The sequence below is a fragment of the Leucobacter ruminantium genome (assembly GCF_017565705.1).
Classification (GTDB): domain Bacteria; phylum Actinomycetota; class Actinomycetes; order Actinomycetales; family Microbacteriaceae; genus Leucobacter; species Leucobacter ruminantium.
The window spans coordinates 1-26,317 of record NZ_JAGDYL010000031.1 but is presented as its reverse complement, the minus strand read 5'-3'; the positions used below and the strand labels follow the sequence as shown (position 1 = coordinate 26,317).

25 protein-coding genes are annotated in these 26,317 nt (G+C 70.0%); 16 read left to right on the top strand and 9 right to left on the bottom strand.

Annotation, left to right across the window (positions count from 1 at the left end; all coding sequences use genetic code 11):
- Positions 1–475: IS3 family transposase (locus tag J4H91_RS13930; RefSeq protein WP_208046857.1), on the bottom strand; the 475-nt coding region annotated here is incomplete at its 3' end.
- Entirely contained in the window at positions 472–786 is a 315-nt protein-coding gene (locus J4H91_RS13925; protein ID WP_208046856.1) for a transposase, read from the bottom strand. The genes J4H91_RS13930 and J4H91_RS13925, both read right to left, overlap by 4 nt.
- A gap of 58 nt (positions 787–844) precedes the next feature.
- Here J4H91_RS13925 and J4H91_RS13920 point away from each other — a divergent pair, with 58 nt between their 5' ends.
- The 4 genes from J4H91_RS13920 to J4H91_RS13905 all read left to right on the top strand — a co-directional run bounded on the left by J4H91_RS13920 (position 845) and on the right by J4H91_RS13905 (position 3,754).
- Positions 845–1,069: an LPXTG cell wall anchor domain-containing protein gene (locus J4H91_RS13920; RefSeq protein WP_208046855.1), complete on the top strand. Its 225-nt coding sequence runs from the start codon at positions 845–847 to the stop codon at positions 1,067–1,069.
- A gap of 199 nt (positions 1,070–1,268) precedes the next feature.
- A complete protein-coding gene (locus J4H91_RS13915; RefSeq protein WP_341783560.1) occupies positions 1,269–2,894 on the top strand; it encodes an amidohydrolase in 1,626 nt (541 codons plus the stop codon).
- A 262-nt stretch (positions 2,895–3,156) separates the two neighbouring features.
- Positions 3,157–3,318: a hypothetical protein gene (locus J4H91_RS13910; RefSeq protein WP_208046854.1), complete on the top strand. Its 162-nt coding sequence runs from the start codon at positions 3,157–3,159 to the stop codon at positions 3,316–3,318.
- A gap of 64 nt (positions 3,319–3,382) precedes the next feature.
- The gene (locus tag J4H91_RS13905) at positions 3,383–3,754 is read left to right on the top strand and encodes a YbjQ family protein (RefSeq protein WP_208046853.1); all 372 of its coding nucleotides are present in this window, start codon (positions 3,383–3,385) and stop codon (positions 3,752–3,754) included.
- Between the two features lie 37 nt (positions 3,755–3,791).
- Here J4H91_RS13905 and J4H91_RS13900 read toward each other — a convergent pair whose 3' ends face one another.
- Entirely contained in the window at positions 3,792–4,028 is a 237-nt protein-coding gene (locus J4H91_RS13900; protein ID WP_208046852.1) for a helix-turn-helix domain-containing protein, read from the bottom strand.
- Positions 4,025–4,651, bottom strand: coding sequence for a hypothetical protein (locus J4H91_RS13895; protein WP_208046851.1), 627 nt, complete (start codon positions 4,649–4,651; stop codon positions 4,025–4,027). Before J4H91_RS13895 ends, J4H91_RS13900 begins: the two co-directional genes overlap by 4 nt.
- A 188-nt stretch (positions 4,652–4,839) precedes the next feature.
- Between J4H91_RS13895 and J4H91_RS13890 the strand changes: the two genes are divergently transcribed.
- The 3 genes from J4H91_RS13890 (at position 4,840) to J4H91_RS13880 (ending at position 8,742) form a co-directional block, all read left to right on the top strand.
- On the top strand, positions 4,840–7,365 hold the full coding sequence (locus tag J4H91_RS13890; protein WP_208046850.1) for an ATP-dependent Clp protease ATP-binding subunit: 2,526 nt from the start codon (positions 4,840–4,842) through the stop codon (positions 7,363–7,365).
- A gap of 165 nt (positions 7,366–7,530) precedes the next feature.
- Positions 7,531–8,049 (top strand): amino-acid N-acetyltransferase, encoded by a 519-nt coding sequence (locus J4H91_RS13885; RefSeq protein WP_208046849.1) that lies wholly within the window; start codon positions 7,531–7,533, stop codon positions 8,047–8,049.
- A 27-nt stretch (positions 8,050–8,076) separates the two neighbouring features.
- The gene (locus J4H91_RS13880; RefSeq protein WP_208046848.1) at positions 8,077–8,742 is read left to right on the top strand and encodes a hypothetical protein; all 666 of its coding nucleotides are present in this window, start codon (positions 8,077–8,079) and stop codon (positions 8,740–8,742) included.
- Between the two features lie 58 nt (positions 8,743–8,800).
- Here the strand turns inward: J4H91_RS13880 and J4H91_RS13875 are convergent, their stop codons facing one another.
- Entirely contained in the window at positions 8,801–9,058 is a 258-nt protein-coding gene (locus J4H91_RS13875; RefSeq protein ID WP_208046847.1) for a hypothetical protein, read from the bottom strand.
- A 122-nt stretch (positions 9,059–9,180) separates the two neighbouring features.
- A complete protein-coding gene (locus J4H91_RS13870; RefSeq protein ID WP_208046846.1) occupies positions 9,181–10,296 on the bottom strand; it encodes a fatty acid desaturase family protein in 1,116 nt (371 codons plus the stop codon).
- A 272-nt stretch (positions 10,297–10,568) separates the two neighbouring features.
- Between J4H91_RS13870 and J4H91_RS13865 the strand changes: the two genes are divergently transcribed.
- Complete coding sequence (locus J4H91_RS13865; protein WP_208046845.1) at positions 10,569–10,742, top strand: hypothetical protein; 174 nt, start codon at positions 10,569–10,571, stop codon at positions 10,740–10,742.
- Positions 10,743–10,750: 8 nt separating this feature from the next.
- Here the strand turns inward: J4H91_RS13865 and J4H91_RS13860 are convergent, their stop codons facing one another.
- The gene (locus J4H91_RS13860; protein WP_208046844.1) at positions 10,751–12,325 is read right to left on the bottom strand and encodes a PucR family transcriptional regulator ligand-binding domain-containing protein; all 1,575 of its coding nucleotides are present in this window, start codon (positions 12,323–12,325) and stop codon (positions 10,751–10,753) included.
- Positions 12,326–12,409: 84 nt separating this feature from the next.
- On the opposite strand from J4H91_RS13860, the gene J4H91_RS13855 reads away from it, so the two are divergent.
- From J4H91_RS13855 to J4H91_RS13835, 5 genes are all read left to right on the top strand, one after another.
- Entirely contained in the window at positions 12,410–13,597 is a 1,188-nt protein-coding gene (locus tag J4H91_RS13855) for a CaiB/BaiF CoA transferase family protein (RefSeq protein ID WP_208046843.1), read from the top strand.
- Between the two features lie 71 nt (positions 13,598–13,668).
- Positions 13,669–14,832 (top strand): acyl-CoA dehydrogenase family protein, encoded by a 1,164-nt coding sequence (locus tag J4H91_RS13850; RefSeq protein ID WP_208046842.1) that lies wholly within the window; start codon positions 13,669–13,671, stop codon positions 14,830–14,832.
- 84 nt (positions 14,833–14,916) lie between these two features.
- Positions 14,917–15,225, top strand: a complete 309-nt coding sequence (locus tag J4H91_RS13845; RefSeq protein ID WP_208046841.1) for a hypothetical protein — start codon at positions 14,917–14,919, stop codon at positions 15,223–15,225.
- 205 nt (positions 15,226–15,430) lie between these two features.
- Positions 15,431–16,573, top strand: a complete 1,143-nt coding sequence (gene ygfZ, locus J4H91_RS13840) for a CAF17-like 4Fe-4S cluster assembly/insertion protein YgfZ (protein WP_208046840.1) — start codon at positions 15,431–15,433, stop codon at positions 16,571–16,573.
- A gap of 62 nt (positions 16,574–16,635) precedes the next feature.
- Complete coding sequence (locus J4H91_RS13835; RefSeq protein WP_208046839.1) at positions 16,636–17,382, top strand: phosphoglyceromutase; 747 nt, start codon at positions 16,636–16,638, stop codon at positions 17,380–17,382.
- Between the two features lie 63 nt (positions 17,383–17,445).
- Here the strand turns inward: J4H91_RS13835 and J4H91_RS13830 are convergent, their stop codons facing one another.
- Positions 17,446–17,628, bottom strand: coding sequence for a DUF3073 family protein (locus tag J4H91_RS13830; protein WP_208046838.1), 183 nt, complete (start codon positions 17,626–17,628; stop codon positions 17,446–17,448).
- A gap of 127 nt (positions 17,629–17,755) precedes the next feature.
- Between J4H91_RS13830 and J4H91_RS13825 the strand changes: the two genes are divergently transcribed.
- Entirely contained in the window at positions 17,756–18,391 is a 636-nt protein-coding gene (locus J4H91_RS13825; protein ID WP_208046837.1) for a hypothetical protein, read from the top strand.
- 487 nt (positions 18,392–18,878) lie between these two features.
- Here J4H91_RS13825 and J4H91_RS13820 read toward each other — a convergent pair whose 3' ends face one another.
- Positions 18,879–20,174: a DUF445 domain-containing protein gene (locus tag J4H91_RS13820; protein WP_208046836.1), complete on the bottom strand. Its 1,296-nt coding sequence runs from the start codon at positions 20,172–20,174 to the stop codon at positions 18,879–18,881.
- Positions 20,175–20,241: 67 nt separating this feature from the next.
- Between J4H91_RS13820 and J4H91_RS13815 the strand changes: the two genes are divergently transcribed.
- Positions 20,242–24,417, top strand: coding sequence for an efflux RND transporter permease subunit (locus tag J4H91_RS13815; RefSeq protein WP_208046835.1), 4,176 nt, complete (start codon positions 20,242–20,244; stop codon positions 24,415–24,417).
- 2 nt (positions 24,418–24,419) lie between these two features.
- Positions 24,420–26,171 (top strand): DEAD/DEAH box helicase, encoded by a 1,752-nt coding sequence (locus J4H91_RS13810; RefSeq protein WP_208046834.1) that lies wholly within the window; start codon positions 24,420–24,422, stop codon positions 26,169–26,171.
- Positions 26,172–26,317: the final 146 nt, after the last annotated feature.

Genomic DNA, 26,317 nt, shown 5'->3' with positions numbered 1-26,317 from the left:
AGTACACGTCAGTGACGAACGCGACATAGGCGAACCCAGACCAGGTGGCGACGTAGGTCACGTCGCACACCCAGAGCTTGCGCGGCCCGTCAGCGGCGAATCTCCGGTTGACGAGATCGGCAGGCAGTGCCGCCGTTTTGTTGGGGCGTGTGGTGAACACGCGCTTTGATTTCCGTACCCCGCGCACGCCGGCGAGCCGCATCAGACGCTCGGTCTGGTCGCGGCCGATCTTCCACCCCTCACGCTTCAGCAGGGCATGCATCTTCCGGCGCCCGTACACGCTGTAGTGCTTCGCGTGGAGCCGCCGGATCTCAGGGAGGAGCAACTCGTCGCGCAGCTGCCTGGCTGAGGCCGACCGGGCTTTCGCGGCCCGGTATCCGCGGGAGGTGAGGAACCCACGAACTGCCGCACGCAGCGTACGACAGAGGAACTCGACCCCGAAACGATCACGGTACTCGTCGATGAATCTGATCATTTCGTTCGTGGCCGGTCGGGTTCCTTCGCGAAAAATACGCTCGCGGCTTTGAGTACCTCGTTGGCCTTACGGAGCTCGCTCACCTCGCGGCGTAACCGCCGGTTCTCCTGGGCCATATCGATCGAGGTGCCAGGCTTCGCGCCGATATCGATGTCGTAGCGGCGCTGCCACACGCGCAGCGTCTCCGGGCTCACTCCGAGGAGCCCACCGACGTGTCGGCAGGCCGCGGTCAGCGACTCGTGCTCGGGGCGGGCTTCGGCGAGCATCCGAAGTGCGCGCTGGCGAAGTTCAGGGTCATATTTGCTTGGCATCGTAGTTCCATCCTTGTATAAAGATCGGAACTCAAACCAGGCCAATTCAGACTACGACGTGACCGTCACCTGCGGCGGCGTCACGCTGACCGGCTCGTTCTCGGTGACGGGCGCGCCTGACGGCGGCAAGGGATCCGGCACCGTCTCCGGCTCGCCGAAGTCTCTCGCCTCCACCGGTGGTGCGGACCACGCGGCTCTCTTCGTCGGTGGCGCGGCTGCGCTGCTCGTCGCAGGTGCGGCGGTGATGATCGTCACCATGCGCCGTCGTCGCATCGACTCCTGACGAGCGACATCCGCTGATCGAGCGAGCGGCCACCCGCTCGCTCGATCAGCGGGTGGGAGTGAGGGGTGCTCGGCGGGTGGTTTTTCGCGTATCGGGGCCGCTCGCCCTCGATCGTGCGGATAGCGTGAGGTATCCTCCTCCCGCTTTCGGATACCTAATTTCAATGGCCGACGGCCGCCCGTCGATGAAAGGAGAAGGCGTGCCTCAGGCTCGGCTTCGCTACACAGGCCGTTTCGTGCGCACGGATCTCGATCCCTCGCACCCCGATGCCGTCGCGGAGGCGATGCTCGTCGAGGGCGGGCGCATCGTCGCCATCGGCTCTCGCGAGGATGTGCCGGCGCCCGCGGGCGCACGGGCCTTGGACCTCGGCGAGGGCTGGGCGGTGCCCGGCCTCATCGAACCGCATGGGCACCCGTCGGAGGCGGCGATGCAGCTCAGCGCCGACGTCGTCGACATCCGCCCGGTGGTGGTCGAAGACGCCGACGAGGTGTGGGCGCGCATCAGGGCGGCGCTCGCGAAACGGCCGGAGTGGGTCTTCGCGAACGGCTGGGATCCGCTGCTGCAGCGCGGTCTCACCGCCCCGAGCATCGCGGATCTCGATGCGCTCGCGGACGATACGCCGCTCATCATCGTCAACAACTCGGGCCACTCGCTCTACCTCAACACGGCGGCCGCGCGCGCCGCGGGCGTCGACCGCAGCACGCCCGACCCGGCCGGGGCCTCTTTCGGGCGCGACGCATCGGGCGAACTCGACGGCACCGCCTTCGAGACGGCCGCCGTCTTCCGGCTCGCGGGCCCCGTGATGCGTGTCCTCGAACGGCGCATGCCCGAACTGCTCGCGAGCTACCTCCTCGATCTGCGGAGGCGAGGGATCACGACCGTCGGCGACCTCACCTGGCAGCGCGCGCTCGACCCCGTCGCACGGGGTCTGCGTGTCACCGGCCGTCTGCCGCTGCGCATTCGGGGCTACGAGATGTCGGCGCCGGGCGCGCGTGCCACGGTCGCGCTCGAGAACGGCGACGCGTGGTGCAGGCAGGTCGGCGTCAAGGTGTGGTGCGACGGCTCGCCGTGGGTGGGCAACATCGCGACCTCGTTCCCCTATCTCGACACCCCGGCCACACGCGCCCTCGGCCTCGAACCCGGCCACGTCGGCACAGCGAACTACACGACCGAGCAGCTCGTCGACATCGGTGCGCAGTACGCGGGGGAGGGCTGGCAGCTCGCCTGCCACGCGCACGGCGACGTCGCGATCACGAGCACCCTCGATGCCTACGAGCAGCTCATCGCCCGGTTCGGGTTGAGAGATCATCGCTTCCGCATCGAGCATGCCGGCCTCATGCGACCCGAGCAGTTCGCCCGCGCCCGCGAGCTGGGCGTCACGGTCAGCCTCTTCGTCGACCACATCACCTACTGGGGAGATGTGCTCATCGACGACCTCCTCGGCGAACGCGGCGCCGCGTGGGCCGACGCGGGCGCGGCCTTCGCCGCCGGGCACCGCGCCACCTTCCACAACGACGGCACGGTCACGCCGTGCGAACCGCTGCGCAACATGGCGGTCGCCGAGACCCGCACCTCGCGCACCGGCCGTCGTCTCGACGGCGGCAGCCCCGTCTCCCGTGCCGATGCGCTCAGGGCGCACACCTCGAACGCGGCCTGGCAGCTGCGCAGCGAGCACGAGATCGGCGCGCTCTCGCCCGGGCTCTTCGCCGACTTCACGGTGCTCGACACCGACCCCCGCGCGGCCGACCCCGAGGCGCTGGCCGCGGCGCGAGTGCTCACGAGCGCCGTCGACGGCGCCCTGTTCGGAGAAGAGGGGGCGGCGTGAACGCAGACGCTTTCGGGCCGGCCGAGTACCTGGTGATGGGCTTCGACCGTTCGCAGGTCGCGCGCGACATCGTCGAGGCGCTGCTCGCGACGGTCGGGGATGGGGGCGTCCGCCTCCTCGACCTCGTCTTCGTCGCCCGCGGCGAAGACAGCGGGGTGTCGGTCATCGAGGTGGAGGAGATCGCCCGCGAACTCGAACTCGCCGGTATCGAACTGCATCTCGGCGGGCTCGCCGCGGGGTCACGATCGCTCCCACGCGAGGGGTGGAGGTCACCCCCGAAGCGGTGCTGGAGGGCGAACCGATCGAACTCGACGAGACCGACGCCGCGCTGCTCACCCTGCTGCGGCAGGTCAACACGATGCACGCGAACGGGCGGTTCACCGACGCCGAGTTCGGTGCGTACGTGTCGAGGTTTCTGAGCTAGTGTCCGTGGAACCCACTAGCCTGGTTCCGGATGCAGTCAGCACCCTCGATTTCAGGAGGCGCACATGTTCGCAGTCACGACCAACGATGTCCCGGGCTACCGGATCACGCAGGTGCTCGGAGAGGTCATGGGCCTCACCGTGCGCTCGGCGAACTTCGGCCAGAACTTCACCGCCGGCTTCCGCTCGCTCGGCGGCGGCGAGATGACCGAGTACACGCAGGTCATCTACGAGTCGCGCTGGGAGGTCATGCAGCGCATGTGGACCGAGGCGCAGCAGCGCGGCGCGAACGCCGTCGTCGCGATGCGTTTCGACTCGGGCGCCATCGGCAACTTCACCGAGTTCTGCGCCTACGGCACCGCCGTGGTGATCGAACCGCTCGCGCAGGGCCAGCAGGCGTCCCCCGAGCAGCCGAACCAGGCGCCCTCGGCGCAGTAGACACGGTCGGGTGAGGGATCCCTGCGGCAGGGATCCCTCACCCCGTTCCCTCGACGCGCAGCAGTTCGCCGACCTCGCAGTCGAGCGCGCGGCAGATGGCGGTGAGCGTCGAGAAGCGGATCGCGCGGGCGCGGTCGTTCTTCAGCACCGAGAGGTTGACGAGGCTCACGCCGACGCGCTCGCTCAGCTGGGTGAGTGTCATGCCGCGCTCGGCGAGCAGTTCATCGAGGCGGCAGTGGACCGCGTGCCCCTCCTCGGGCTCGGCGGGGCTCACACGAGGCCTTCGGTCTCGCGCTGCAGCCGGCTGCCGACGGTGTAGGCGGTTGCGACGATGCCGAACGCGAAGGCGAGGAGTACGAAGGGGAGGGGCTCTGCGGTGAGCACCGCGTAGCCGTGGAAGTCGTCATCGGCCAGCTTCGAGACGATGTCGTTCGAGACCATGCCGTCGAAGACGGGCGCAAGGCCGAAGCCGACGAGCGCGGTCATGCCAGCCGCAGTGACGAGACGGGTGTTGCTCCGTCCGAAGATCCTGCCGCGCAGGGTATTGCGTGCGAGCAGCATGAGACAGGTGACGACGGCGACGATGGTGCCGAAGCCGAACACCGCCGCGATGATCGCGGCGGTGAAACCCGCCGGGCTGAGGTGGGTGGCGGTCACCGTCGCGGAGTCCAGCAGCATGGGCACGTTCGAGTCGTCCGGCCCGATCGGTACCTCTATCCTCACTCCGATGAAGCGTGCGGTGGCCGGGATGCTCTCGCCGAGCAGCACCTGCATGATGCGCCCGGCGGCGGCGATGCCGCTCCAGACGACGATCGCGATGCCGGCGATCATGAAGATCGCGATGCTGACGCGATCTCCGGGCGTCGGGCGGTAGCCGGGTGTGGGCGACGCGTTCATGATCACTCCTTATCGATATTCGTTATTATCGCTTTTCGATAAGTTTGCAGGTCGGGCGGCGAGCTGTCAAGCGTCGGTCACGCCTGCGGCGAACACGCCCCACCGATCCCTCATCTGCCCGTAGCCTTGATGCATCGGCCGGAAGCCGCCACCCACCGTGCGACCCCGGCCCCAGGAGGTTACGGAAGATGTTCGAGAGATTCACCGATCGCGCCCGCCGGGTGGTTGTGCTCGCCCAGGAAGAGGCGAAGATGCTCAACCACAACTACATCGGCACCGAGCACATCCTGCTCGGCCTGATCCACGAGGGGGAGGGCGTCGCCGCGAAGGCGCTGGAGCAGCTCGACATTTCGCTCGACGCCGTGCGCGCCCAGGTGACCGACATCATCGGCACCGGCCAGCAGCCGCCCGCCGGGCACATCCCGTTCACCCCGCGTGCCAAGAAGGTGCTCGAGCTGAGCCTGCGCGAGGCGCTGCAGCTCGGCCACAACTACATCGGCACCGAGCACATCCTGCTCGGTCTCATCCGCGAGGGCGAGGGCGTCGCGGCCCAGGTGCTCGTGAAGCTCGGCGCCGACCTCAACCGCGTGCGCCAGACCGTCATCCAGCTGCTCTCCGGCTACCAGGCGGGCAAGGAGAGCGCGACCGTCGGCGCCCCCGAGCAGCAGGGCGAGACCAAGGGATCGCAGGTGCTCGACCAGTTCGGCCGCAACCTCACCCAGGCCGCCCGCGAGGGCAAGCTCGACCCGGTGATCGGGCGAGAGAAAGAGGTCGAGCGGGTCATGCAGATCCTCTCTCGCCGTTCCAAGAACAACCCCGTGCTGATCGGCGAGCCTGGCGTCGGCAAGACCGCCGTCGTCGAGGGCCTGGCCCAGGCGATCGTCAAGGGCGAGGTGCCCGAGACGCTGAAGGACAAGCAGGTCTACGTGCTCGACCTGTCGTCCATGATCGCGGGCAGCCGCTACCGCGGCGATTTCGAGGAGCGCCTGAAGAAGGTCACCAAGGAGATCCGCAACCGCGGCGACATCATCATCTTCATCGACGAGATCCACACCCTCGTCGGCGCGGGTGCGGCCGAGGGTGCCATCGACGCGGCCAACATCCTGAAGCCGATGCTGGCCCGCGGCGAGCTGCAGACCATCGGCGCGACCACACTCGACGAGTACCGCAAGCACTTCGAGAAGGATGCCGCGCTCGAGCGCCGCTTCCAGTCGATCCAGGTCGCGGAGCCGTCGCTGCCGCACTCGATCAACATCCTGAAGGGGCTGAGGGATCGCTACGAGGCCCACCACAAGGTCTCCATCACCGATGGTGCGATCGTCGCCGCCGTGAACCTCGCCGACCGCTACGTGCAGGATCGCTTCCTCCCCGATAAGGCCATCGACCTGATCGACGAGGCGGGCGCGCGCCTGCGCCTGTCGATCCTGTCGAGCCCGCCCGAGCTGCGCGAGTTCGACGAGAAGATCGCGGTCGTGCGCGCCGACAAGGAGCAGGCGATCGAGGCGCAGGACTTCGAGAAGGCCGCAGGCAAGCGCGACGAGGAGAAGAAGCTCATCGCGGAGCGCCTGCGGCTCGAGAAGCAGTGGCGCTCGGGCGACGTGGCGACCAAGGCGGAGGTCGACGAAGGACTGATCGCAGAGGTGCTCGCGCAGGCCACCGGGATCCCGGTGTTCAAGCTCACCGAGGAGGAGACCTCGCGACTGCGGTTCATGGAGGAGGCGCTGCACCAGCGCGTCATCGGCCAGAACGAGGCCATCTCGGCGCTCGCGAAGACGATCCGCCGTCAGCGCGCCGGCCTCAAGGATCCGAAGCGCCCCTCGGGCTCGTTCATCTTCGCCGGTCCCACCGGCGTCGGCAAGACCGAGCTCGCGAAGGCCCTCGCCGAGTTCCTGTTCGACGACGAGGACGCGCTGATCTCGCTCGACATGAGCGAGTACGGCGAGAAGCACACCGTGTCGCGCCTCTTCGGCGCGCCCCCCGGGTTCGTGGGCTTCGAGGAGGGCGGCCAGCTCACCGAGAAGGTGCGCCGCAAGCCGTTCTCGGTCGTGCTCTTCGATGAGATCGAGAAGGCCCACCCCGACATCTTCAACTCGCTGCTGCAGATCCTCGAAGAGGGGCGTCTGACCGACGGTCAGGGCCGCGTGGTCGACTTCAAGAACACCGTCATCATCATGACGACGAACCTCGGTTCGTCGGCGATCGCGGGCGGCCCCGTCGGCTTCCAGCTCGAGGGCGACACCTCGGTCGGCTACGAGTCGATGAAGGGCAAGGTCAACGAGGAGCTGAAGAAGCACTTCAAGCCCGAGTTCCTGAACCGCGTGGACGACACGATCGTGTTCCCGCAGCTCACCAAGCCCGAGCTGCTGCAGATCGTCGACCTGTTCGTGAAGCAGCTGAAGGATCGCCTGCTCGACCGCGACATGCACATCGAGATCTCGCAGGCGGCCCGCGAGCGCCTCGCCGAGATCGGCTACGACCCGACGCTCGGCGCGCGTCCGCTGCGCCGCGCGATGCAGCGGGAGATCGAGGATCGCCTCTCCGAGCGCATCCTCGGCGCCGAGCTGCTGGCGGGCGACCTGGTGAAGGTCGACTTCGTGGATGGCGAGTTCACCTTCGAGACCGATCGCAACTCGGAGAAGGCGCACGGCGCGACGTCGGCCTCCTCCGCGGCGGCGGTCGCCTCGACCGCCGCGACGCCGGGCGCGACCGAGTAGACGCGCTCTCCGAGCGAACAGAAGGGGCCCGCTGCTTTTCTGCAGCGTGCCCCTTCTGCTGCGCGACGATGTCGCCGATTGAGGGAGGTGGGGCTCCCGGCACGGCTGCCCGCGCGCCCACGTGAGCGGTCTTCGCAGCCGGGGCGCGGCGTCTAAGCTGGACGGATGGACAGGACCGACGACATCCGCATCCGCAGCGCGCGCACGGACGACGTGCCCCGCATGGTGGAACTCATGGAGCCGCTGGTCTCGCGACGCATCCTGCTCGGCAAGGACCTCGTCGACCTCTACGCGGCGGTGCCCGAGTTCCTGGTCGCGGTCGACGCGGAGGACCGGGTGATCGGCTACGGCGCCGTGCACGTCATGTGGGAGCGCCTCGGCGAGGTGCGCACCCTCGGCGTATCCGAGGAGTGGCTCGGCCGCGGCGTGGGGCACCGCCTGCTCGAAGCGCTCACGGAGCGCGCGCTCGAGCTGGGTCTCGGGCAGCTGTTCTGCCTCACCTTCGAAACCGACTTCTTCTCGCGGCACGGCTTCGAAGAGGTGAGCGAGAACGCCGAGCTGGTCGCGGCCGAGGTCTACGCCGAGCTGCTGCGCTCGAACGACGAGGGCGTCGCGGAGTTTCTGGACCTCGCGCGCGTGAAGCCGAATACGCTCGGCAACACGCGCATGCTGAAGTGGCTGTAGCGGCCGATCGGAGGATACGCTGGCGGCATGTCGAAGCCGCGAGATACCCCCGATGGTGAGGGCGACCGGGCGAACAGGCTTGATGCGCTGCGCAACCCCGTGGGCCCGAAGGACCGCAAGGTCTACATCCGCAGGCGCATCGCCGTGCTCGCGGTGCTGCTCGCGGTCGTCGCGGTCGTGGTGCTGGTCTTCGTGAAGCCGGGATCGAGCGGCGGCGCACGCGACAGCGCGCAGGTGGAGGTGCCGAACGACCTGCCCCGAGACGCCGAGCCGGCCGAGGGCGATGCGCCCGCGGCGTGCTCCGCCGAGCAGATCACCGTCACGCCGATCACCGACAAGACGGCCTACGCCGAGGGCGAGTTGCCGCTGCTCTCGCTGAGCGTCGAGAACACGGGCGCAGACGCCTGCACGGCCGATCTCGGTACGGCTGGCATGACCTTCACGATCACGAGCGGCGAAGACCAGGTGTGGCGGTCCGTCGACTGCCAGAAGGATCCGACGAACCAGGCCGTCATCCTCGATCCGGGCAAGCCCCTCACCACGGACACGGTGCAGTGGGACCGCACGCGCTCGACGCCCGACACCTGCGAGGTGCCGCGCGAGCCCGTCGCCGCGGGCGGCGCGTCCTACCACCTCGCCGTAGCGGCCGGCGGTGCGACGAGCACCGACACGGTCCAGTTCATCCTGAACTGATCAGGGAAGATCGGCTCTGGTCAGACGCGACCGGAGGCGCCGCACCGCGGCTCTGCGACTACCAGGAGTAGAGGAAGGAGGCGTTCCAGTAGCCCCCGCCCGGCCACTGCGTGCAGCCCTTCACGTCGTGCACGCGGAACCCCATCACGCGCTTGACCCGCATCGCGCTGTTCAGCGCGTCGGAGCAGGCCGAGCCCGTCGAGCGGCTGATGCTGTACGCCTTCGTGGTGAGGGCCTCGGCGGGAGCCGCGCTGGTCGCGACACCGGCCCCGGCGATGCAGCCGATGGCCAGCGCACCGGCAGCGATTCGAGTCATGATCTTCATTGATTCCTCCGAGGTGCAAGGTGTGGGATCGGCACCAGAATAGTGGTCGTCATGCCGCCGCAGCGCACCCCCGGATACTCATGCTCATACGCAAAATGCGCCTCGCTCCGGTCTCAGCGGCCGTACCGTGCCGCGATCGGGCACTCGAAGGGATCGCGCGCGGCGAGCCCCACGCGGTTGAGATAGGCGACGACGATCGCGTAGGAGCGCCACAGCGACGTCTCCGTGTAGGGCACGCCCAGCGTGCGACAGTGCTCGCGCACGATCTGGCGCGCCTTCGCGAGGTGGGGCCGCGCCATGCTCGGGAAGAGGTGATGCTCGACCTGGTAGTTGAGGCCGCCCATGAGCCAGGTCGCCCACCATCCTCCGCGGATGTTGCGCGAGGTGCGCACCTGCTTGGTGAAGAAGTCGAGCTTCGCGTCGTGCGCGATGACCGGCATGCCCTTATGGTTCGGCGCGAAGGAGGCGCCCATGTAGACGCCGAAGACGGCGAGCTGCACTCCGACGAACGCGAAGGCCATGCCGGTCGGCAGCAGCAGGAACACGGGGACGAGCAGCACTGCGAAGCGCGCCGCGATGATCCCCAGCTCGATCCAGCGCCCCTTCACCGGGCCGCGACCGAACAGGTGCTTGAAGCTCTGGTAATGGAGGTTGAGCCCTTCGAGCGTCAGCAGCGGGAAGAAGAGCCACCCCTGGCGCCTCGTGATCGCCCGCCGCAGCCCTCTGGCCGAAGCCGCGTCCTCCTCGAGGAACGAGATGGTGTCGACCTCGATATCCGGATCCTTCCCCACACGGTTCGGGTTGGAGTGGTGGCGCGAGTGCTTGGAGTCCCACCACGAGTAACTCATGCCGATCGTGCCGGCCAGCACCCGCGCGAGCCGATCGTTCGCGGGGCCGAGCGAGAGGATCTGACGGTGCGCCGCCTCGTGGGCGAGGAAGGCGATCTGCGTGAAGACGATGCCGAGTGCTGCGGCGATGAGCAGTTGGAACCAGCTGGCGCCGAGCAGCACGAAACCGGTTGTCGCTCCGCCGAGCGCCAGCACGAGCACAGCCGCCACCGAGGCGTAGAACCACGGTGCGCGTCGCAGCAGCCCCGATTCGCGCACCACCTCGGATACCCTGGTGTAGGCCTTCGCGATCGGCGGGAAGTCCTCGCGGCGGGCGCGCGTCGGCCGCAGCGGTCCTGCCCCCGCGAGGGCGGTCGGCGGTGAAGGGCGACTGGTCGGCATGCGCGGCACCTGGTCTCTGTCTGAGTCGCCCGGGCGGCTCGGTGAAGCCAAGGGCGGTCGCCGTTCGCTGCCCTTCACGCTACCGGGTGCGCCCTGCGGGCCGCTGCATATGCGCGGATACTCACGCGATGCCCAGGCGATTGCCGTCGCACGGGTGCGGCCCGGCTCGCCCGGGCCGCATAGGTGATGCCCGGGCGGAGCCGATCCCTCTTCCGTCGACGATTCGCGGTGCGCGCTTCGCTCAGCCGCGGGAACAGGGATATGGTGATGCCATGGAGAAGAAGAAGGCTTCGGAAACCGGCATCCGCATGGAGATCATCCCGGGCACCGATGAGGCGGTCAGTGTCGACAAGCTCGTCGACGACTTCTTGCACGACAAGATCGACGATGCCCTCGAGGATCTGCACGAGCCGCACCGGGAGATCAAACAGGCAGCAGCTGAATAGCGCTGCGCTCAGCCCGCGAGGTCTTCGAGCCGCAGTGCGAACCACAGCTCGGCGCGGTCGTCGGCGTCCGCGAGCGAACGGCCGGTCAACCGCTCGATGCGGACGAGACGGTCGCGCAGCGTGTTGCGGTGAATGCCGAGCGCACTCGCGGCCGGCCCCCGTTGTCCGTCCGAGAGGAACACCGCGCGCAGGGTGGCTCGGAGCGCTTCCCGCTCCGATGCGGAGGGCGAGGGATCCGCCCCGCCGTCCCCGCTCGAACCGCCGTCGGCGTCGATGGCCGCCTCCCGCGCCTCGCTCCACCGTGACAGCGGCCCCAGCACGCTCGCGCTCAGCGCCTCGCCGCCCGGTTCCCCGCTGCCGGATCCCTCGCCCGCGCCGCCGCCCCCGACACCGGCGAGCAGCGCCTCGAGCAGCGGAGCATCGCGGTCGGCCCAGACCACGGAGGGCTCGCGCGGTGAAGCGTAGAGCGGGGCCGTCGGCGACAGGGATCGCAGCCGCAGTCGCGCCGAGCGCCGGCTGAGCGCTGCGTCCTCGATGCGGGCGGAGCGGCCGACGACGGCGTCGAGGCCATGCGCCGCCGCGGCCTCGAGGGCGCGCGCGAGGGCATCCTCCGCGTCGGGGCAGAGCTGCCACGCGAGCCGCAGTGCGCTCGCTTCGCCTGGCCTGTCCTGCTCGGGCGACACGAGACGGTCGAGGCCCGTGCGCGGGCGGCGGCGCCAGTCGGCGACGTCCTCGGCCGCGCCCTGCAGGGCGAGTGCGCGCACTCGCTGGGGAGGGGCAAGGCCAGGTGCGAGGATCTCGAGGGACCGCGGCGCGAGTCTTCCCGACAGGATCCCGTCCGCGAGGCGCTCCCAGCGCTCCCGCTCGCGGGCCTCGTCGGCGCGATCGCCGCGCAGCCCGAGCCCGAGCACCATCGCACCTGCCGCGATCACCGAGCGGCCCTCGGGTGTGAGCGGTGCGTCGCCCGCCACGACGAGGTGCAGCGCGCCCTCGGGGTCGAGGGCGATGCGCTCGGTCTCGGCGTCGCGGCTGCGTCCGAAGCCACCGGTGCTCGCCAGCAGCGAGCCGTCGGTGCCGGTGAGGCCGAGCTGCTTGCCGGTCGCCTGCGCGATGCTCGCGAGGATCTCGGCCGGCTCCCGCTCGCCCCTCGCCGAGTCGAGGATGCGCTGCCCCGCGCTGAGCGCGGCGCGGGCCGCGCGCAGCTCGTCGGCGCGCAGGAGGGCCGCAGCCGCCTTGCTCACGGCGATGAAGGGGGTGGGCAGCGGGATCTCGAAGAGCGCGACCCGGTAGGCGCTCGCCGCCCGCACGAGGGGAGGTGGGATGCGGTCGTGGTTGATGCCGACGCCGAAGCCGATCGCGGCGATGCGCGCGCGGCCGAGGCCTGCGACGAAATCGTGCCAGCGCTCGTCGTCGAAGCCGAGCGCGAGCCCGGTCGTGAGGATCACCTCGCCGCCGTCGAGGTACGCGCCGAGGTCGAGCAACTCCGTGATCGAGACCCAGCTGAGCTCGGGATCGTCGGGCCCGGCCTGCACGAGGCGCAGTCCGAGGTCTGGCAGGGCGAGCAGTTCGGAGAGCGTGGTCACGCTGAGATTCTTGCACAGTGCGCGGTGCACTCGCGGTGCAGAACGGCCGCGAGGGATCCCTCGCGGAACCCATAGTCTGAGGGCATGAGCGACAGTACGAACCGGGGCGCGCTCGCCGGCATCCGCGTCGCGGACTTCTCGCGCGTGCTCGCGGGGCCGCACGCGACCATGATCCTCGCCGACCTCGGTGCCGACGTCATCAAGATCGAGAGCCCCGAGGGCGACGGCACCCGGCAGTGGCGACCGCCCGTCAACGCCGTGGGACAGAGCACCTACTTCGCCGGGGTGAACCGCGGCAAGCGCTCGGTCGTCTGCGACCTCCGCGATGCAGACGACCGCGCCCGAGCGCAGCGACTCGCCGCTACCGCCGACGTGGTCATCGAGAACTTCAAGCCGGGCACGATGGAGCGGTTCGGCCTCGGCTACGAGGCGATCGCGGAGGAGAACCCCGGCGTCGTCTACTGCTCGATCTCCGGCTTCGGCGATACCGCGGGCAGAGACCTGCCCGGCTACGACCTGCTCGTGCAGGCGGTCGGCGGGCTCATGAGCATCACCGGCGGCGCCGACGCCGACGGCGGCGAACCCACCAAGGTCGGGGTCGCGCTCGTCGACATCCTGACGGGACTCAACGCCGTGATCGGCATCCAGGCCGCCCTGCGCGCGAGGGACTCGGCCGACTCTCCGACCGCGGGGCGCGGGCAGCACGTCAGGGTGACGCTGCTCGGATCCCTGCTCTCGGCACTCGCCAATCAGGCCTCGTCGACCCTGGAGACCGGCGTCTCACCGGGACGCATGGGCAACGCCCACCCCTCGATCGCACCCTACGAGACCTTCGCCGCGGCCGACCAGGCGATCGCGCTCGCCGTCGGCACCGACGGTCAGTTCGCGCGGCTCTGCGAAGTACTGGGGGAGCCTGGGCTCGCAGCCGATCCGCGCTTCGCCGACAATCCCTCGCGCGTAGCGCACCGCGCCGAGCTCAGGGCCCGCATCGAGGCCCGCCTCGTCTCGCGCCCCGCGGCGGAGTGGATCGACGCGCTCACGGCCGCGAACGTTCCCGCGGGCCGGGTCAACACCGTCTCCCAGGCGATCGAGCTCGCGGCCTCGCTCGGCCTCGACCCCGTCGCCGAGACCGAGGCGACCGGCCCCGACGGAGAATCCCGCGCGCTGCGCTCGATCGCCACGCCCATCTCCCTCTCGGCCACGCCCGCCCGCTACTCGGCACCGCCGCCCGCCCTCGGCGAGCACGAGGGCGCCGACTGGCTGACCCGCTGACGCGGCCCGATCCCTCGCCTCCCGCGACCAGAACGCCGCCCGACCCCTCACCCGAACCGGAGGACCCGACCATGACGACCACTATCGACCGCCTCTTCGACGTCTCCGACTTCGTCACCGAGGAGGAGCGCGACTGGCAGCTCCGCGCCCGCGAGTTCGCGCAGACCCGCATCGCGCCCATCATCGACGAGGCCTTCGAACAGCGCCGACTGCCCGCCGAGCTGCTGCCCGAGGTCGGCGAGTTCGGCGCCTTCGGCATGTACCTCGACGGCTACGGCCTGAAGGGCGCGTCGTCCGTGGCCTACGGGCTCGTCGCGATGGAGTTCGAGGCGGTCGACTCCGGCTTCCGCACCGCGCTGTCGGTGCAGGGATCGCTCGCCATGGGAGCCATCTACAAGTTCGGCAGCGAGGAGCAGAAGCAGCGCTGGCTGCCGCCGATGGGCCGGGGCGAGGCCATCGGCTTCTTCGGGCTGACCGAGCCGCAGGGCGGCTCCGACCCCAACACCATGCTCACGACCGCGCGTCGCGAGGGCGACGAGTGGGTGCTCAACGGGAGGAAGCGGTGGATCGGCCTCGCGACCGTCGCGCAGCTCGGCGTGATCTGGGCGAAGGACGAGGAGGGCGTGGTGCGCGGCTTCATCGTGCCGACCGACACCCCCGGCTTCGAGGCCCGCGCGATCGAGAACAAGCTCTCGATGCGCGCCTCGCTGCAGTGCGAGATCGAACTCACCGACGTGCGCCTCCCCGCGGACGCGATCCTGCCCGGCTCGAAGGGGCTCTCCTCGCCCTTCAAGTGCCTGAACGAGGCGCGCTACGGGATCGCCTGGGGCGTCATGGGCGCTGCGCGCTCGTGCCTCGAGGCCGCGGTATCGCGCTCGCAGTCGCGCGAGGTCTTCGGCGCACCGATCGGCTCGAAGCAGATCATCCAGGCGAAGCTCGCCGACATGTTCGTCGAGTACGAGAAGGGACTGCTGCTCGCGCTGCACCTCGGCCGCCTCAAGGACGCGGGGCGCCTCACCTACGGCCAGATCTCGGTGGGCAAGCTCAACAACGTGCGCGAGGCGATCAAGATCGCGTCGACCTGCCGCTCCATCCTCGGCGGCGACGGCATCACCTCGGAGTTCCCGGTGATGCGGCACATGGCGAACCTCGAGTCGGTGCGCACCTACGAGGGCACCGACGAGGTGCACCAGCTCGTGATCGGACGCGAGCTGACGGGCATCGCCGCGTTCTGAGTGCGGGCGGCGGGGGAGCGGGCGGTGCGCGCGGTGCGGGGCGACGCTCGGCGGGATCCCTCGCCGATGTGCGAAGATGAGGGGATGAGCGAGACCACCCCCGACGAGGCGCCCGAGATGCCCGACGCGCACTCGTGGCACGTGCCGAGGCTCATCATCGCCTGGGCGGTGGCGGCCGTGATCGGGGTGCTCGTCACGGTGCTCGTGCCCGACGAGGGGCGCTTCTCGTGGCTCGCGTTCGCGATCGGGGCCTCGACGCTCGTGACGTTCGCGCTGCAGCTCGGCACGGCGCAGCGCGAAGGGTTCATCACCCGCACCGCCTTCAGCGTCGCGGGTTCCGTCGTGGTGATCTGCGTGATCGATATCGTCGCTCTGCTCCTGCCCGCCGTCTGACCGTGCTGATAGGATCGAAGCATGCTTCTCGCGCTTGAACTCTTCTTCCTCGGGCTGCTCGGCCTCGCCTCCATCGCGATCGCGTGGGTCTCGGGCACGGTCATCTACAAGCTCTTCAAGGGCCAGCGCTGAGCGACCCGATGAAGGCGGCGCCGCTGCTCGCCCCGCGGGCGGAGACGCCGCTCGAGCCTGCGCGGTGTACACGGTGAACCCCTTCCTCGCGCTCCCCGGAGCGGTAGAGGCCGAAGACCTGGGCGTCGCCGCGCACTACGGATCCCCGCTGCCCGAGCAGCGAACGCTCGAATCGGGCGAGGCGATCGTCGACCTGTCGCACCGCGGCATCGTCGCGGTCACGGGCGTCGACCGCCTCAGCTGGCTGCACTCGATGACGAGTCAGCGGCTCACCGGCCTCGCCGCGGGCGAGAGCGTCGAGACCATGCTGCTCGACCCGAACGGGCGCATCGAGCGCGCCATCAGGCTGGTCGACGATGGCGAGACGAGCTGGCTGCTGGTCGATGAGGGATCGGCCGAACCGCTCGCCGCCTTCCTGAACCGGATGCGCTTCGCGCTGCGCGTCGAGGTGCGCGACCTCTCGGGCGACTACGCCGCCGTGCTCGCTTTCGATGCCGCTGGAGCCGGCGGCGCCGCGGACGCCATGCGCGCGGCCGGGCCCGTCGCCGAATGGAGGGATCCCTGGTCGGCGGTCGCCCCCGGAGGCGTGCAGTATGCGCGGGGCGAGCACGCCGGTGCCGAGTGGGCGGCGGTGCAGTTCGTCTTTCCGCGCTCCGAACTCGCGGGGCTCGCCTCGCTCGTGGAATCGCGAGCGGTGCGCGTTTCGGGGCTGCTCGCCCTCGAAGCGCTCGAGGTGCGCGCCTGGCGGCCGGCGCAGCACGCCGATGTCGACGAGCGCGCGATCCCTCACGAATTCGACTGGCTGCGCACCGCCGTGCACCTGAACAAGGGCTGCTACCGCGGACAGGAGACCGTCGCGAAGGTGCACAACCTGGGGCACCCTCCGCGGAGGCTCGCGATGCTGCACCTCGACGGTTCCGCCGGCGAGCTGCCGGTCGCCGGGGCGCTCGTGTTCCGGGAGGGGCAGGCGGCCGACCCCGAGGCGCGGCCGGTGGGGCGCGTGACGCGCGCCGCCCTGCACTACGAGTGGGGAGGGATCGCGCTGGCGCTGCTCAAGCGCTCCGTTCCCGCGGATGCCGCGCTGGAGGTGCGCGGCGGGCCGGAGGGCGCCGACCCGGGGGGTGCCGTCGGCGAGGTCATCGCCGCGACGCAGGAGGTCATCGTGCCGGCTGACGCCGGAGCGACGCGCGACATCCCGCGCCTCAAGCGCCTCTGAGATCACGGGCGCGGCGGGCTGCGCGGGTGCGTGAGGGATCCCTCGCCAATAGACTGGTGCACATGACGAACACGCTGATCCTCCTGCGCCACGGGCAGAGCGACTGGAACGAGAAGAACCTCTTCACCGGATGGGTCGACGTGCGACTCACCGAGCAGGGACGCAGCGAGGCGGCGCGGGCCGGCGAGCTGCTCGCCGAGTCCGGTGTGCTGCCCGACGTGCTGCACACCTCCGTGCTGAGCCGCGCGATCCAGACCGCGAACCTCGCGCTCGACAGCGCCGACCGCCTCTGGATCCCGGTGCGGCGCTCCTGGCGTCTCAACGAGCGCCACTACGGTGCCCTGCAGGGGCTCGACAAGGCCGAGACCCTGCAGAAGTACGGCGAGGAGCAGTTCATGGAGTGGCGCCGCTCCTTCGACACGCCTCCGCCGCCGCTCGACGACTCGAGCGAGTGGTCGCAGGCGAACGATCCGCGCTACGTCGGCATCGATGGCGAGATCCCCCGCACCGAGTGCCTGAAAGATGTCATCGAGCGCATGATCCCGTACTGGGAGAACGCCATCGTGCCCGATCTGAACGCGGGCAAGACCGTTCTGGTGACCGCGCACGGCAACTCGCTGCGCGCCCTCGTCAAGCACCTCGAGGGCATCTCCGACGAAGACATCGCGGGCCTCAATATCCCGACCGGCATGCCGCTCGTCTACGAGATCGACGAGAACGGCGCCGCCGTCGAGAAGGGGCGCTACCTCGATCCCGAGGCCGCAGCCGCGGGAGCCGCGGCGGTCGCCGCGCAGGGCAAGCAGGGCTGAACCCGAGCACGCGAAAGGCCCCCTTCTCGGAGGGGGCCTTTCGCGTGATGCGACGGGAGAGGTCTAGTCTTCGTCCTCTTCGTCGTTGTACTTGCTCGCGTACTCCGCCCAGGGGTCTTCCTCGGCGCGACGAGCGGCCTGCGCTGCGAGTTCGCGTTCGAGCTGGGAGAGATCGGTGCTGGGAGCGTTGTACTTCAACTCCCGTGCAACCTTGGTGTGCTTTGCCTTCTGACGGCCGCGCCCCATGCGTGACCCCCTTACACATTCAGGCCCCGCGGTTGTGAACCGCGAGGCAGTACCAATTCAATAGACGTATGGAGCAGATTCTAGCATGAGCGGGTCCCCCGAGGAGCGCGGCCATTACGATGAAGGCATGACTTCGCGGCGCCCGCTCAGGATAGTGCTCATCACGGTTCTCGTGATCGCCGTGCTGGCGCTCGGAGCCGCGCTCGCGGTGCTGCTGCCCATGCTCACGCATCAGAGCGCGGGGGGATCGGGGCAGCAGCTGCCCGAGGAGTTCGTCTCGGAGACGAGCGCCGTCGGAGACGACGGGCGCACCCGCATGCTGTCGGTCGAGCTGCCCGACGGTTCGGCCGCAGACCTCGGCGAGCTGGTGCCCGGCGAGGAACTCGTGGTGCAGGGCAGCGGCTTCGATGCCGGTATCGGCATATACGTTGCGGTGTGCGGGATCCCGGAGAGCGCGACGGAGAAGCCGGGACCCTGCCTCGGCGGCATTCCCGAGGGGGCCGAGGAGGGGCACGCCGACCGCGCCGCGCTCGCGAGCGCCTGGGTGACCGACGACTGGGCGTGGCGCGCTTTCGCCACGCACGGATACCAGGATGCCGATGCGGGTACCTTCGAGGTCGTGCTCACCGTGCCCGATCCCGTCATCGACGGGCTCGACTGCCGGGAATCGCGCTGCGCGATCGCGACGCGCGCCGACCACACGGCCTCGGCCGACCGCGTGCAGGATATGCTGCTGCCCGTGGGCTTCGCGAAATCCCGCTGATCGGGCGAGCGCAGAGCCCCTCCCGCTGATTGAGCCAGCGCAGAGCCCCTCCCGCCGATTGAGCGAGCGAAGCGAGTCGAAATCGAGGGTTCTTGCCCGGGCTTCGGGGCTCATCGTGAATGAGCCTGCGCTGCGGGGCTCGCACCTTCCGTGCGAAGCTCGCGATTGTGCAGTAGCGGGGGTCCGAAGCGCTGGCCTACCCCGTGTACTGCAGCATTGCGGGCTTTTCGCAATCCGGGCATGAGGTCCTCTGCTGCTGCGAGTCGCTGTGACCCCGATCGTGCGGACCGATGTCTCGCACCGCACGACGGACTCGAAGCAGGCGGGTACAGGCCTCTCCTGCACTCTCGACGACGAAGAGCCGGTTTCGACTCGCTTCGCTCGCTCAACCCGCGGAGTAGACCGCGCTCGCTCGACCCGCGGAGTAGACCGCGCTCGCTCGAGCGGAGCGCCGCGCCCGCTCGACCGCCGCGGAGCGCGGCGCGGCTCAGTGCGCGAGCGGCGCGATCACGAGCGTCGCGATCGTATAGATCGCGAGTCCCGCGAGCGATCCGATCACGGTGCCGTTGATGCGGATGAACTGCAGGTCCTTGCCGATCTGCAGCTCGATCTTCTCCGCGGCCTCCCCGGCATCCCAGCGCTGCACCGTCTCGGTGACCACGTTCGCAAGATCATGGCGGTAGCGCTGCACCAGGTGCTCGACGACGTTCATCACCCAGACGTCGATCTTGTACTGCAGCGTGGGATCCTCGCGCAGGCGCTGTCCGAAGTCGACGAGCGCGGTCGTCATGCGGGTGCGCAGCTCGCTGTCGGGGTCCCTCAGCATATCGACGAGCGCGGCCCGCACCGTGTCCCAGGTCGCCGCGGCGAGCGAGCGGATACGCGGGCTGTCGAAGATCTCGTGCTTGAACGCCTCGAGCTGCTGCTGCAGCTTCTCCTGGTGCTGCAGGTCGCGTGCGAGGTCGGTGAGGAAGCGCCCGATCGCCAGGCGAGCGGGGTGCTCGCGGTCGGCCGCGACGTTCTGCGCGAAGCGCACCGCCTCCGAGTGGAGGCGCTGGTCGAGGAAGCGGTCGACGATGCTCGGCACCCACGTCGGCAGACGTGAAGAGAGCACGCTGTCGAAGGCGTCGGGGTGGGAGGCGAGCCACTCCTCGAGACGGGTGGCGGCGATGTCGATGAGCGCCTCATGATGGCCGCCGCCGACGAACGAGGCCGTCGCGCGGCCGAGCAGCGGGCCCCACTCCGGGTCGACCACGTGCTTCCTGACGAGCGATTCTACGAGATCCTGCACGTCGCGATCGTCGAGCACGGTCAGCGCGCCGAGCATCGCGTCGGCGGCCATCCCGCCGACGCGAGCGGCGTGCGAGGGATCCTCCAGCCACTCGCCCGCCATGCGCGCCCCGCTGATCTCCGAGAGCTTGGCGTGCACGACGTCGTCGGCGAGGAAGTTCTCCTCGATGAAGCCGCCGAGGCCTTCGCCGATATCGTCCTTGCGGCTCGCGATGAGATTGGTGTGAGGGATCTTGATCCCCAGCGGATGCCGGAAGAGCGCGGTCACGGCGAACCAGTCGGCGAGCGCGCCGACCATGCCGCCCTCGCTCGCGGCGCGGACGTAGCCGAGCCAGGGCACCCGTTCCTGCAGCGCGAAGGAGACGACGAAGACGACGGCCATGCCGAGGAGGAGCGCGACCGCGACTCCCTGCATGCGGCGGAGGGCGGCGAGGCGCTCGAAATCGGCGGGCGAGACCGCGCCCAGGGTGCGGCGGCGTGAGCGTGTCGGCATTCCAGCATTATCCACCCCGGCCCTGCACGCGCCCTGCCGTGTCCGAGGCCCGTGGAATAATCGAGCCATGCAGCAGCTCACGGCGCTCAGCCTGAAGAATCGCGCCCTCATCGCGCTCGTCACGATCGTAGCTGCGGTGTTCGGGCTGCTGAGCGTCGGATCTCTCAAGCAGGAGCTCATGCCGTCGGTGGAGTTCCCGGCGATCGCGGTCGTCACGAACTATCCCGGCGCCTCGCCCGAGGTCGTGAACAAAGACGTGTCGGGGCCGATCGAAACCGCCCTGAGGGGGGTGCCGCAGCTCGAGAGCTCGACGGCGACCTCGAGCACGGGCGCGTCGATGGTGGTTGCGCAGTTCTCCTACGGCATCGACATCGCGGCTACTGAGCAGAAGGTCGAGCGGGCGATCAGCCGCATCTCCGACTTCCTGCCGAGCACCGCCGACCCGCAGGTGCTGTCGGGCAGCATCGATGACTTCCCGGTGATCCAGATCGCCGTCACTCCCGCCGAGGGCGAGACGCCGGAACAGGCGGCCGAGACCGTCGAGCGCGTCGCGATCTCCGAACTCAGCGACCTCGACGGCGTGCGCGAGGCGCAGCTCACGGGGGCGCGGGAGAACCGGATCACGATCGAGCCCGACCTCGAGGCGCTCGCAGCCCAGGGGCTCGCCCCGCAGGCGATCGGCGACACGCTGCAGCAGAGCGGTGCGCTCATGGCTGCGGGCACGGTCACCGAGGGCGACCGCACGCTCGCGGTCCAGGCCGGCTCTGAGGTGGGCACGCCCGAAGACGTCGCGGCGCTGCCGATCGTCGGGTCGACGGCCACGATCGGCTCCGTCGCCGACGTGCGGCTCGAGCCCGGGCCCGAGCAGAGCATCTCGCGGGTGAACGGGGCTCCAGCGCTCACGATCGCGGTCACCAAGATGTCGGCGGCGAACACGGTCGACGTGTCGCACGCGGTGCAGGAGAAGCTCGACGAGCTCTCCGACCAGCTCGGCGGGGCGAAGCTCAGCATCATCTTCGACCAGGCCCCCTATGTGGAGCAGTCCATCCATACGCTCACCACCGAGGGTCTGCTCGGCCTGCTCTTCGCGGTGCTCGTGATCCTCGTCTTCCTGATGTCGGTCCGCGCGACGTTCGTGACCGCGATCTCGATCCCGACCTCGGTGCTGCTCACCTTCATCGGACTCAACTTCGCCGAGTACACGCTCAACATGCTCACCCTCGGCGCACTCACGATCTCGATCGGTCGCGTGGTCGACGATTCGATCGTCGTGATCGAGAACATCAAGCGGCACCTCGCTGCGGGCGGCGACCGCGCCGCCACCATCATCGAGGCCGTACGCGAGGTCGCCGGCGCGATCACCGCCTCCACGGTCACGACCGTGGCGGTGTTCTTGCCGATGGCGTTCGTGGACGGCATGGTGGGCGAGCTCTTCCGTCCCTTCGCCTTCACCGTCACCATCGCGCTCGCCGCATCGCTGCTCGTATCGCTCACGATCGTGCCGGTGCTCGCCTACTGGTTCCTGCGGCCGGACCGGGCGAAGGCGGGCGACAGGGATCCCTCGTCCGAATCAGCCCGCCGCCACCCGCACGCCGCGGCGGTCTCGGAGGGGGAGCAGGCAAAGCCCACCCGCCTGCAGCGCGGTTACCGCCCCATCATCGAGTGGACGCTGCGCGGGGCCGGCCCCGCGATCACACTGGGCCTCGCTGCGGTCGTGTTCATCGGCACCATGGCCGCGACTCCGCTCATGAAGACGAACTACATGGGCGAGGACGAGCAGAACTCGGTCGGCCTCGTGCAGACCCTCGCGCCCGGAACGAGCCTCGACGCCCAGCTCGCGCAGGTGCAGCGGGTGGAGGATGCGCTCGACGGAGTCGAAGGCGTCGACACCGTGCAGGTGACGATCGGCAGCGCGGGCGATGGCATGTCGGCCATCTTCGGTGGAGGGGGCGACGGCGCCATCAGCTACTCGCTCACCACCGATCCCGACGCGAACCAGGCCGAGGTGAAGGAGCGCATCCGCGAGGCGGTCGACGCGCTCGACGATGCGGGGGAGTTCTCGCTCGGCCGCTCGGGCGGCGGCGTGACCACGTCGAGCGCGATCGAGGTGTCGGTGACGGCGCCCGACCAGCAGACGCTCGCGCAGGCCAGCGACCTCGTGCTCGCCGAGCTGCAGAAGCAGGACGGGCTCGAGCAGGTGGAGAGCGACCTCGCGCAGTCGCGCCCCTATCTCCGCGTCGCCGTCGACCGCGCCGCGGCAGCGGCCGTGGGCCTCGGCGAGACCGCGGTCGCGGCCCAGCTCGCGCAGCAGATGCAGCCGCAGCAGATCGGTCAGATCACGATGGACGCGTCGACCGTCGCCGTCTACTTGGCGGTGGGCACGCCGCCGGTCGATCAGGCCGGCGTCGCCGCGCTCCCCATCCAGACGGCGCTCGGCCCGGTGCCCCTCGGCGAACTGGCCCTCGTCGAGGTCGCCGACGGGCCCGTGACCGTGCGCACGGAGGACGGCGCGCGCATGGTCACCGTCTCGGCGCTGCCGAAGGGCGACGACCTCGGCACCGCGGGCCTGGAGGTCGACGCCGCTCTCGAATCGGTGAAGCTGCCCGCGGGCGCGAGCGCGAGCATCGGCGGCGTCATGTCGCAGCAGAGCGAGGCCTTCGGGCAGCTCGGCCTGGCGCTGCTCGTCGCGATCCTCATCGTCTACGTGGTGATGGTCGCGACCTTCCGCAGCCTGCTGCAGCCGTTGCTGCTGCTCATATCGGTGCCCTTCGCGGCGACCGGCGCGCTGCTGCTGCTCATCGCAACAGGCATCCCGCTCGGCGTCGCCTCGCTCATCGGCGTGCTCATGCTCATCGGCATCGTCGTGACGAACGCGATCGTGCTGGTCGACCTCGTGAACCAGTACCGGGCGCGCGGCGACGCGCTGCGCGACGCGGTGCTGCACGGGTCGATGCAGCGTCTGCGCCCCATCGTCATGACCGCGCTTGCGACGATCCTCGCGCTGACACCCATGGGCCTCGGCATCACCGGCAAGGGCGGATTCATCTCGCAGCCGCTCGCCGTCGTCGTGATCGGCGGCCTGCTCTCGTCCACGGTGCTCACGCTCATCGTGCTGCCGACGCTCTACTACATCGTCGAGCGGGCCCGCGAGCGCGGCCGCGAGCGGCGGGCGCGCAGGCGGTCGGGAGAGCGGCTCGGCGCCGAGACCGGGCAGCAGCAGCCGGGCAAGCTGCACGCCGGTGGTGTTCCGACCCCCGCGCACGGGCTACCCGCTGTCGCACCGGCCTTCGCCGGCGCAGCGGTTCCCGTCGCAGCGGCCCCCAACGCTGCGGCCCCCGCTGCGGTCTCGGCCGGGCCGCATTCCGCCTCGGCGACGCGTGACGAGCGAGACGCAGCGGTGCGTGACGAGAGGGACGCTGTCTCGGCGACGGAGGGCGAGGGATCCGGAGGCGGTGAAACGCCCCCGCCCGCCGATAGCGATTCCGCAGTTGACGCAGAGCCCGACTCCGGCGCCGCACCCGTCGAGGGCGCCTCATCGGCTGAAGGCATCGTGGACGCCGAGGGCACCGTGGACGCCGAGCTCGCTCCGCGGCCCGCGCTCCACCTCGAACCCGCCGACGCCGAGACCCGGCAGCGCATCCTCGAAAACCTCATGCGCGCCGGGCTGGCGGCGCCCGAGCTCAGGCGCTCTTCCGGGGGCTCCCAGACCGACCTCGGCCGCGCCGCCGATGATCGCGTCGCCGCCGATGACACCGACGAAACGGGCGCCGGTGCTGGTGCTGGCGGGCACCCGCAGGGCGACGAACCCGACGGGGACCTCGGACCGGCGACGGAGCAGATGGCGCTCGCGCTCGGCGAGCTCGGCTTCGTCGGCGAGCACGACCCGCTTCGCGATGAGCGTGACGAGGTCGCCGAACACGCAGGCGGATCCCGCACTGATGACATCGAGGCCGATGAGGCCGAGGTCGACAGCACCGACACCGGCGACACCGAGGTCGACAGCACCGACACCGACAGCACCGACACCGACAGCACCGAGGTCGACGAGGCCGACAGCGCCGAGGTCGACGACGCCGACAGCGCCGAGACCGCCGGCTCCGACGCCGATGACGACTTCATCGGCTGGGACGAACTGCTGCGCCGGGCGATGCACGACGCGGAAGCGGCAGAAGCCGCGGAGGCAGCCGCTGACGCCGAGGGCATCGAGGCCGAGGACACCGACGATGAGCGCGGAGGCCGTTGACCGTGGCGCAGAAGAAGAAGCGCGGCTTCAAGCCTCCGGCCGACTATGATCCGCGCCGGGGCGCGGGCAAGGGCGGCAAGAAACGTCCGGGGGCGCGTTCCGTGCAGCGCTCCGAGGAGCGGTCCGTCGAGGAACGGACCGGCCGTCCGAAGGGAGACACCCCCGAGTCGGGCGCGCGGCCGACGCTCCGTAGGGGGAGTGCCAGCGGCAGTCCGCGTCGGCAGGAGGCCCGCGGGCACCGCGGCGCGGACCGCTCCGACACCCGCGACGGCGGCGCACGCGTCTACGCCTTCGACGCCGAGGGCCGACGGCGCGCGGGGCGCGGCGCGGCGCCCGAAACGGGGAAGCCCGACAGCGCTCCACCCGCTGAACTTCGCAAGCCCGTCGTGTCCCGTGGGCCTCATGAGCCCGCCGAGGCCGTGCTCGCCCGCATCGACGCGACCCGCACCACCGCCGAGGATGTGCGGGGGCTCACCTTCGCCGACCTCGGACTCGGCGGCAACATCGTGCGTACGCTCGGCGAGCTCGGGGCCGAGCGCCCCTTCCCGATCCAGGCCGCGACCATCCCCGACGCGATCTCGGGCCGCGACGTGCTGGGCCGAGCACGCACCGGCTCGGGCAAGACGATCGCCTTCGGCGCGGCGCTCGTCGAACGGCTCCTGAAACTCAAGGCCGAGGGTGCATTCGCCGGCGATCCCTCGCCCGCGAAGCGGAAAACGCGACGGGGTGAGCGCCAGGATCGTGCCCCCAAACGCGCCGTACGCAAGCCCAAGGCGCTCATCCTGGCGCCGACGCGCGAGCTCGCTCTGCAGATCGACCGCACGGTGCAGCCGATCGCCCGATCCGTCGGCTTCTACACGGCTCAACTCGTGGGCGGCGTGCCCCTCGACCCGCAGGTGCACGCGCTCGAACGCGGCGTCGACATCGTGATCGGCACCCCGGGGCGCGTGCAAGACCTGGTGAACCGTCGCAGGCTCGACCTGCGCGAGGTGCTCGTATCGGTGATCGACGAGGCCGACCACATGTGCGAGCTCGGCTTCCTCGAACCGGTGCAGCGCGTGCTGCGCCAGACGGTGCGGGGCGGGCAGCGGCTGCTGTTCTCCGCCACGCTCGACAGCGGCGTCTCCGAGTTGATCGCGGAGTTCTTGAAGGACCCGGCGTCGCACGAGGCGGAGGAGGCCGCCGCGGGCGAGACCGAGCATCGCGTGCTGATCGTGCTGCGCGAGGACAAGGACGCGGCGCTCCTCGAACTCGTCTCGGTCGAGCACCCTCCGCCGGGCGCCGCATCGGTGCCCGAACGGATCATGGTGTTCTGCCGCACTCGGGCCTATGCCGAGCGCATCGCCGATTTCTTCTCCGAGGAGGGGATCGACGCGACTGCCCTGCACGGCGATCTGAGCCAGGCGAAGCGCGAGCGCAATCTCGCCCGCTTCGCATCGGGCAAGGCCCGGGTGCTCGTCGCCACCGATGTCGCGGCGCGAGGAATCCACGTCGACGACGTCGATCTCGTGCTGCAGGCGGACCCGCCCGACGACTACAAGACCTATCTGCACCGGGCCGGCCGTACCGGGCGCGCGGGAGGAGACGGGCTCGTGCTCACGGTCATACCGCGCACCAGGCAGAAGCGCACCCGGGAACTGCTCGAGCAGGCGGAGATCGAGCCCGCCTTCTTCGGAGACTTCGTACCCGCTTCGGCCGACGGAGCCCGGCCCCGCTCACCCGGCGGAGGGCCTCGCTTGTCAGATCGGCAGTAGGGGATCTGCGCTAGGGCGCGTCTCCTATATGCGTAGCCAGGTCAGGATCGCTGCGATCACAACCCCGGCTCGATAGGTCACCGCGAGTTTGTCATAGCGCGTAGCGAGCCCTCGCCACTGCTTCATCAAATTGAAGGCCCGCTCCA

What these genes read in the sequence shown, in the direction of transcription:
- J4H91_RS13925 (WP_208046856.1), bottom strand. Translation starts at nt 786, where the DNA reads ATGCCAAGCAAATATGACCCTGAACTTCGCCAGCGCGCACTTCGGATG.
- J4H91_RS13905 (WP_208046853.1), top strand. Translation starts at nt 3,383, where the DNA reads ATGTTCGCAGTCACGACCAACGATGTCCCGGGCTACCGGATCACGCAG.
- J4H91_RS13895 (WP_208046851.1), bottom strand. Translation starts at nt 4,651, where the DNA reads ATGAACGCGTCGCCCACACCCGGCTACCGCCCGACGCCCGGAGATCGC.
- J4H91_RS13890 (WP_208046850.1), top strand. Translation starts at nt 4,840, where the DNA reads ATGTTCGAGAGATTCACCGATCGCGCCCGCCGGGTGGTTGTGCTCGCC.
- J4H91_RS13885 (WP_208046849.1), top strand. Translation starts at nt 7,531, where the DNA reads ATGGACAGGACCGACGACATCCGCATCCGCAGCGCGCGCACGGACGAC.
- J4H91_RS13880 (WP_208046848.1), top strand. Translation starts at nt 8,077, where the DNA reads ATGTCGAAGCCGCGAGATACCCCCGATGGTGAGGGCGACCGGGCGAAC.
- J4H91_RS13875 (WP_208046847.1), bottom strand. Translation starts at nt 9,058, where the DNA reads ATGACTCGAATCGCTGCCGGTGCGCTGGCCATCGGCTGCATCGCCGGG.
- J4H91_RS13870 (WP_208046846.1), bottom strand. Translation starts at nt 10,296, where the DNA reads ATGCCGACCAGTCGCCCTTCACCGCCGACCGCCCTCGCGGGGGCAGGA.
- J4H91_RS13865 (WP_208046845.1), top strand. Translation starts at nt 10,569, where the DNA reads ATGGAGAAGAAGAAGGCTTCGGAAACCGGCATCCGCATGGAGATCATC.
- J4H91_RS13855 (WP_208046843.1), top strand. Translation starts at nt 12,410, where the DNA reads ATGAGCGACAGTACGAACCGGGGCGCGCTCGCCGGCATCCGCGTCGCG.
- J4H91_RS13850 (WP_208046842.1), top strand. Translation starts at nt 13,669, where the DNA reads ATGACGACCACTATCGACCGCCTCTTCGACGTCTCCGACTTCGTCACC.
- J4H91_RS13845 (WP_208046841.1), top strand. Translation starts at nt 14,917, where the DNA reads ATGAGCGAGACCACCCCCGACGAGGCGCCCGAGATGCCCGACGCGCAC.
- J4H91_RS13835 (WP_208046839.1), top strand. Translation starts at nt 16,636, where the DNA reads ATGACGAACACGCTGATCCTCCTGCGCCACGGGCAGAGCGACTGGAAC.
- J4H91_RS13830 (WP_208046838.1), bottom strand. Translation starts at nt 17,628, where the DNA reads ATGGGGCGCGGCCGTCAGAAGGCAAAGCACACCAAGGTTGCACGGGAG.
- J4H91_RS13825 (WP_208046837.1), top strand. Translation starts at nt 17,756, where the DNA reads ATGACTTCGCGGCGCCCGCTCAGGATAGTGCTCATCACGGTTCTCGTG.
- J4H91_RS13820 (WP_208046836.1), bottom strand. Translation starts at nt 20,174, where the DNA reads ATGCCGACACGCTCACGCCGCCGCACCCTGGGCGCGGTCTCGCCCGCC.
- J4H91_RS13815 (WP_208046835.1), top strand. Translation starts at nt 20,242, where the DNA reads ATGCAGCAGCTCACGGCGCTCAGCCTGAAGAATCGCGCCCTCATCGCG.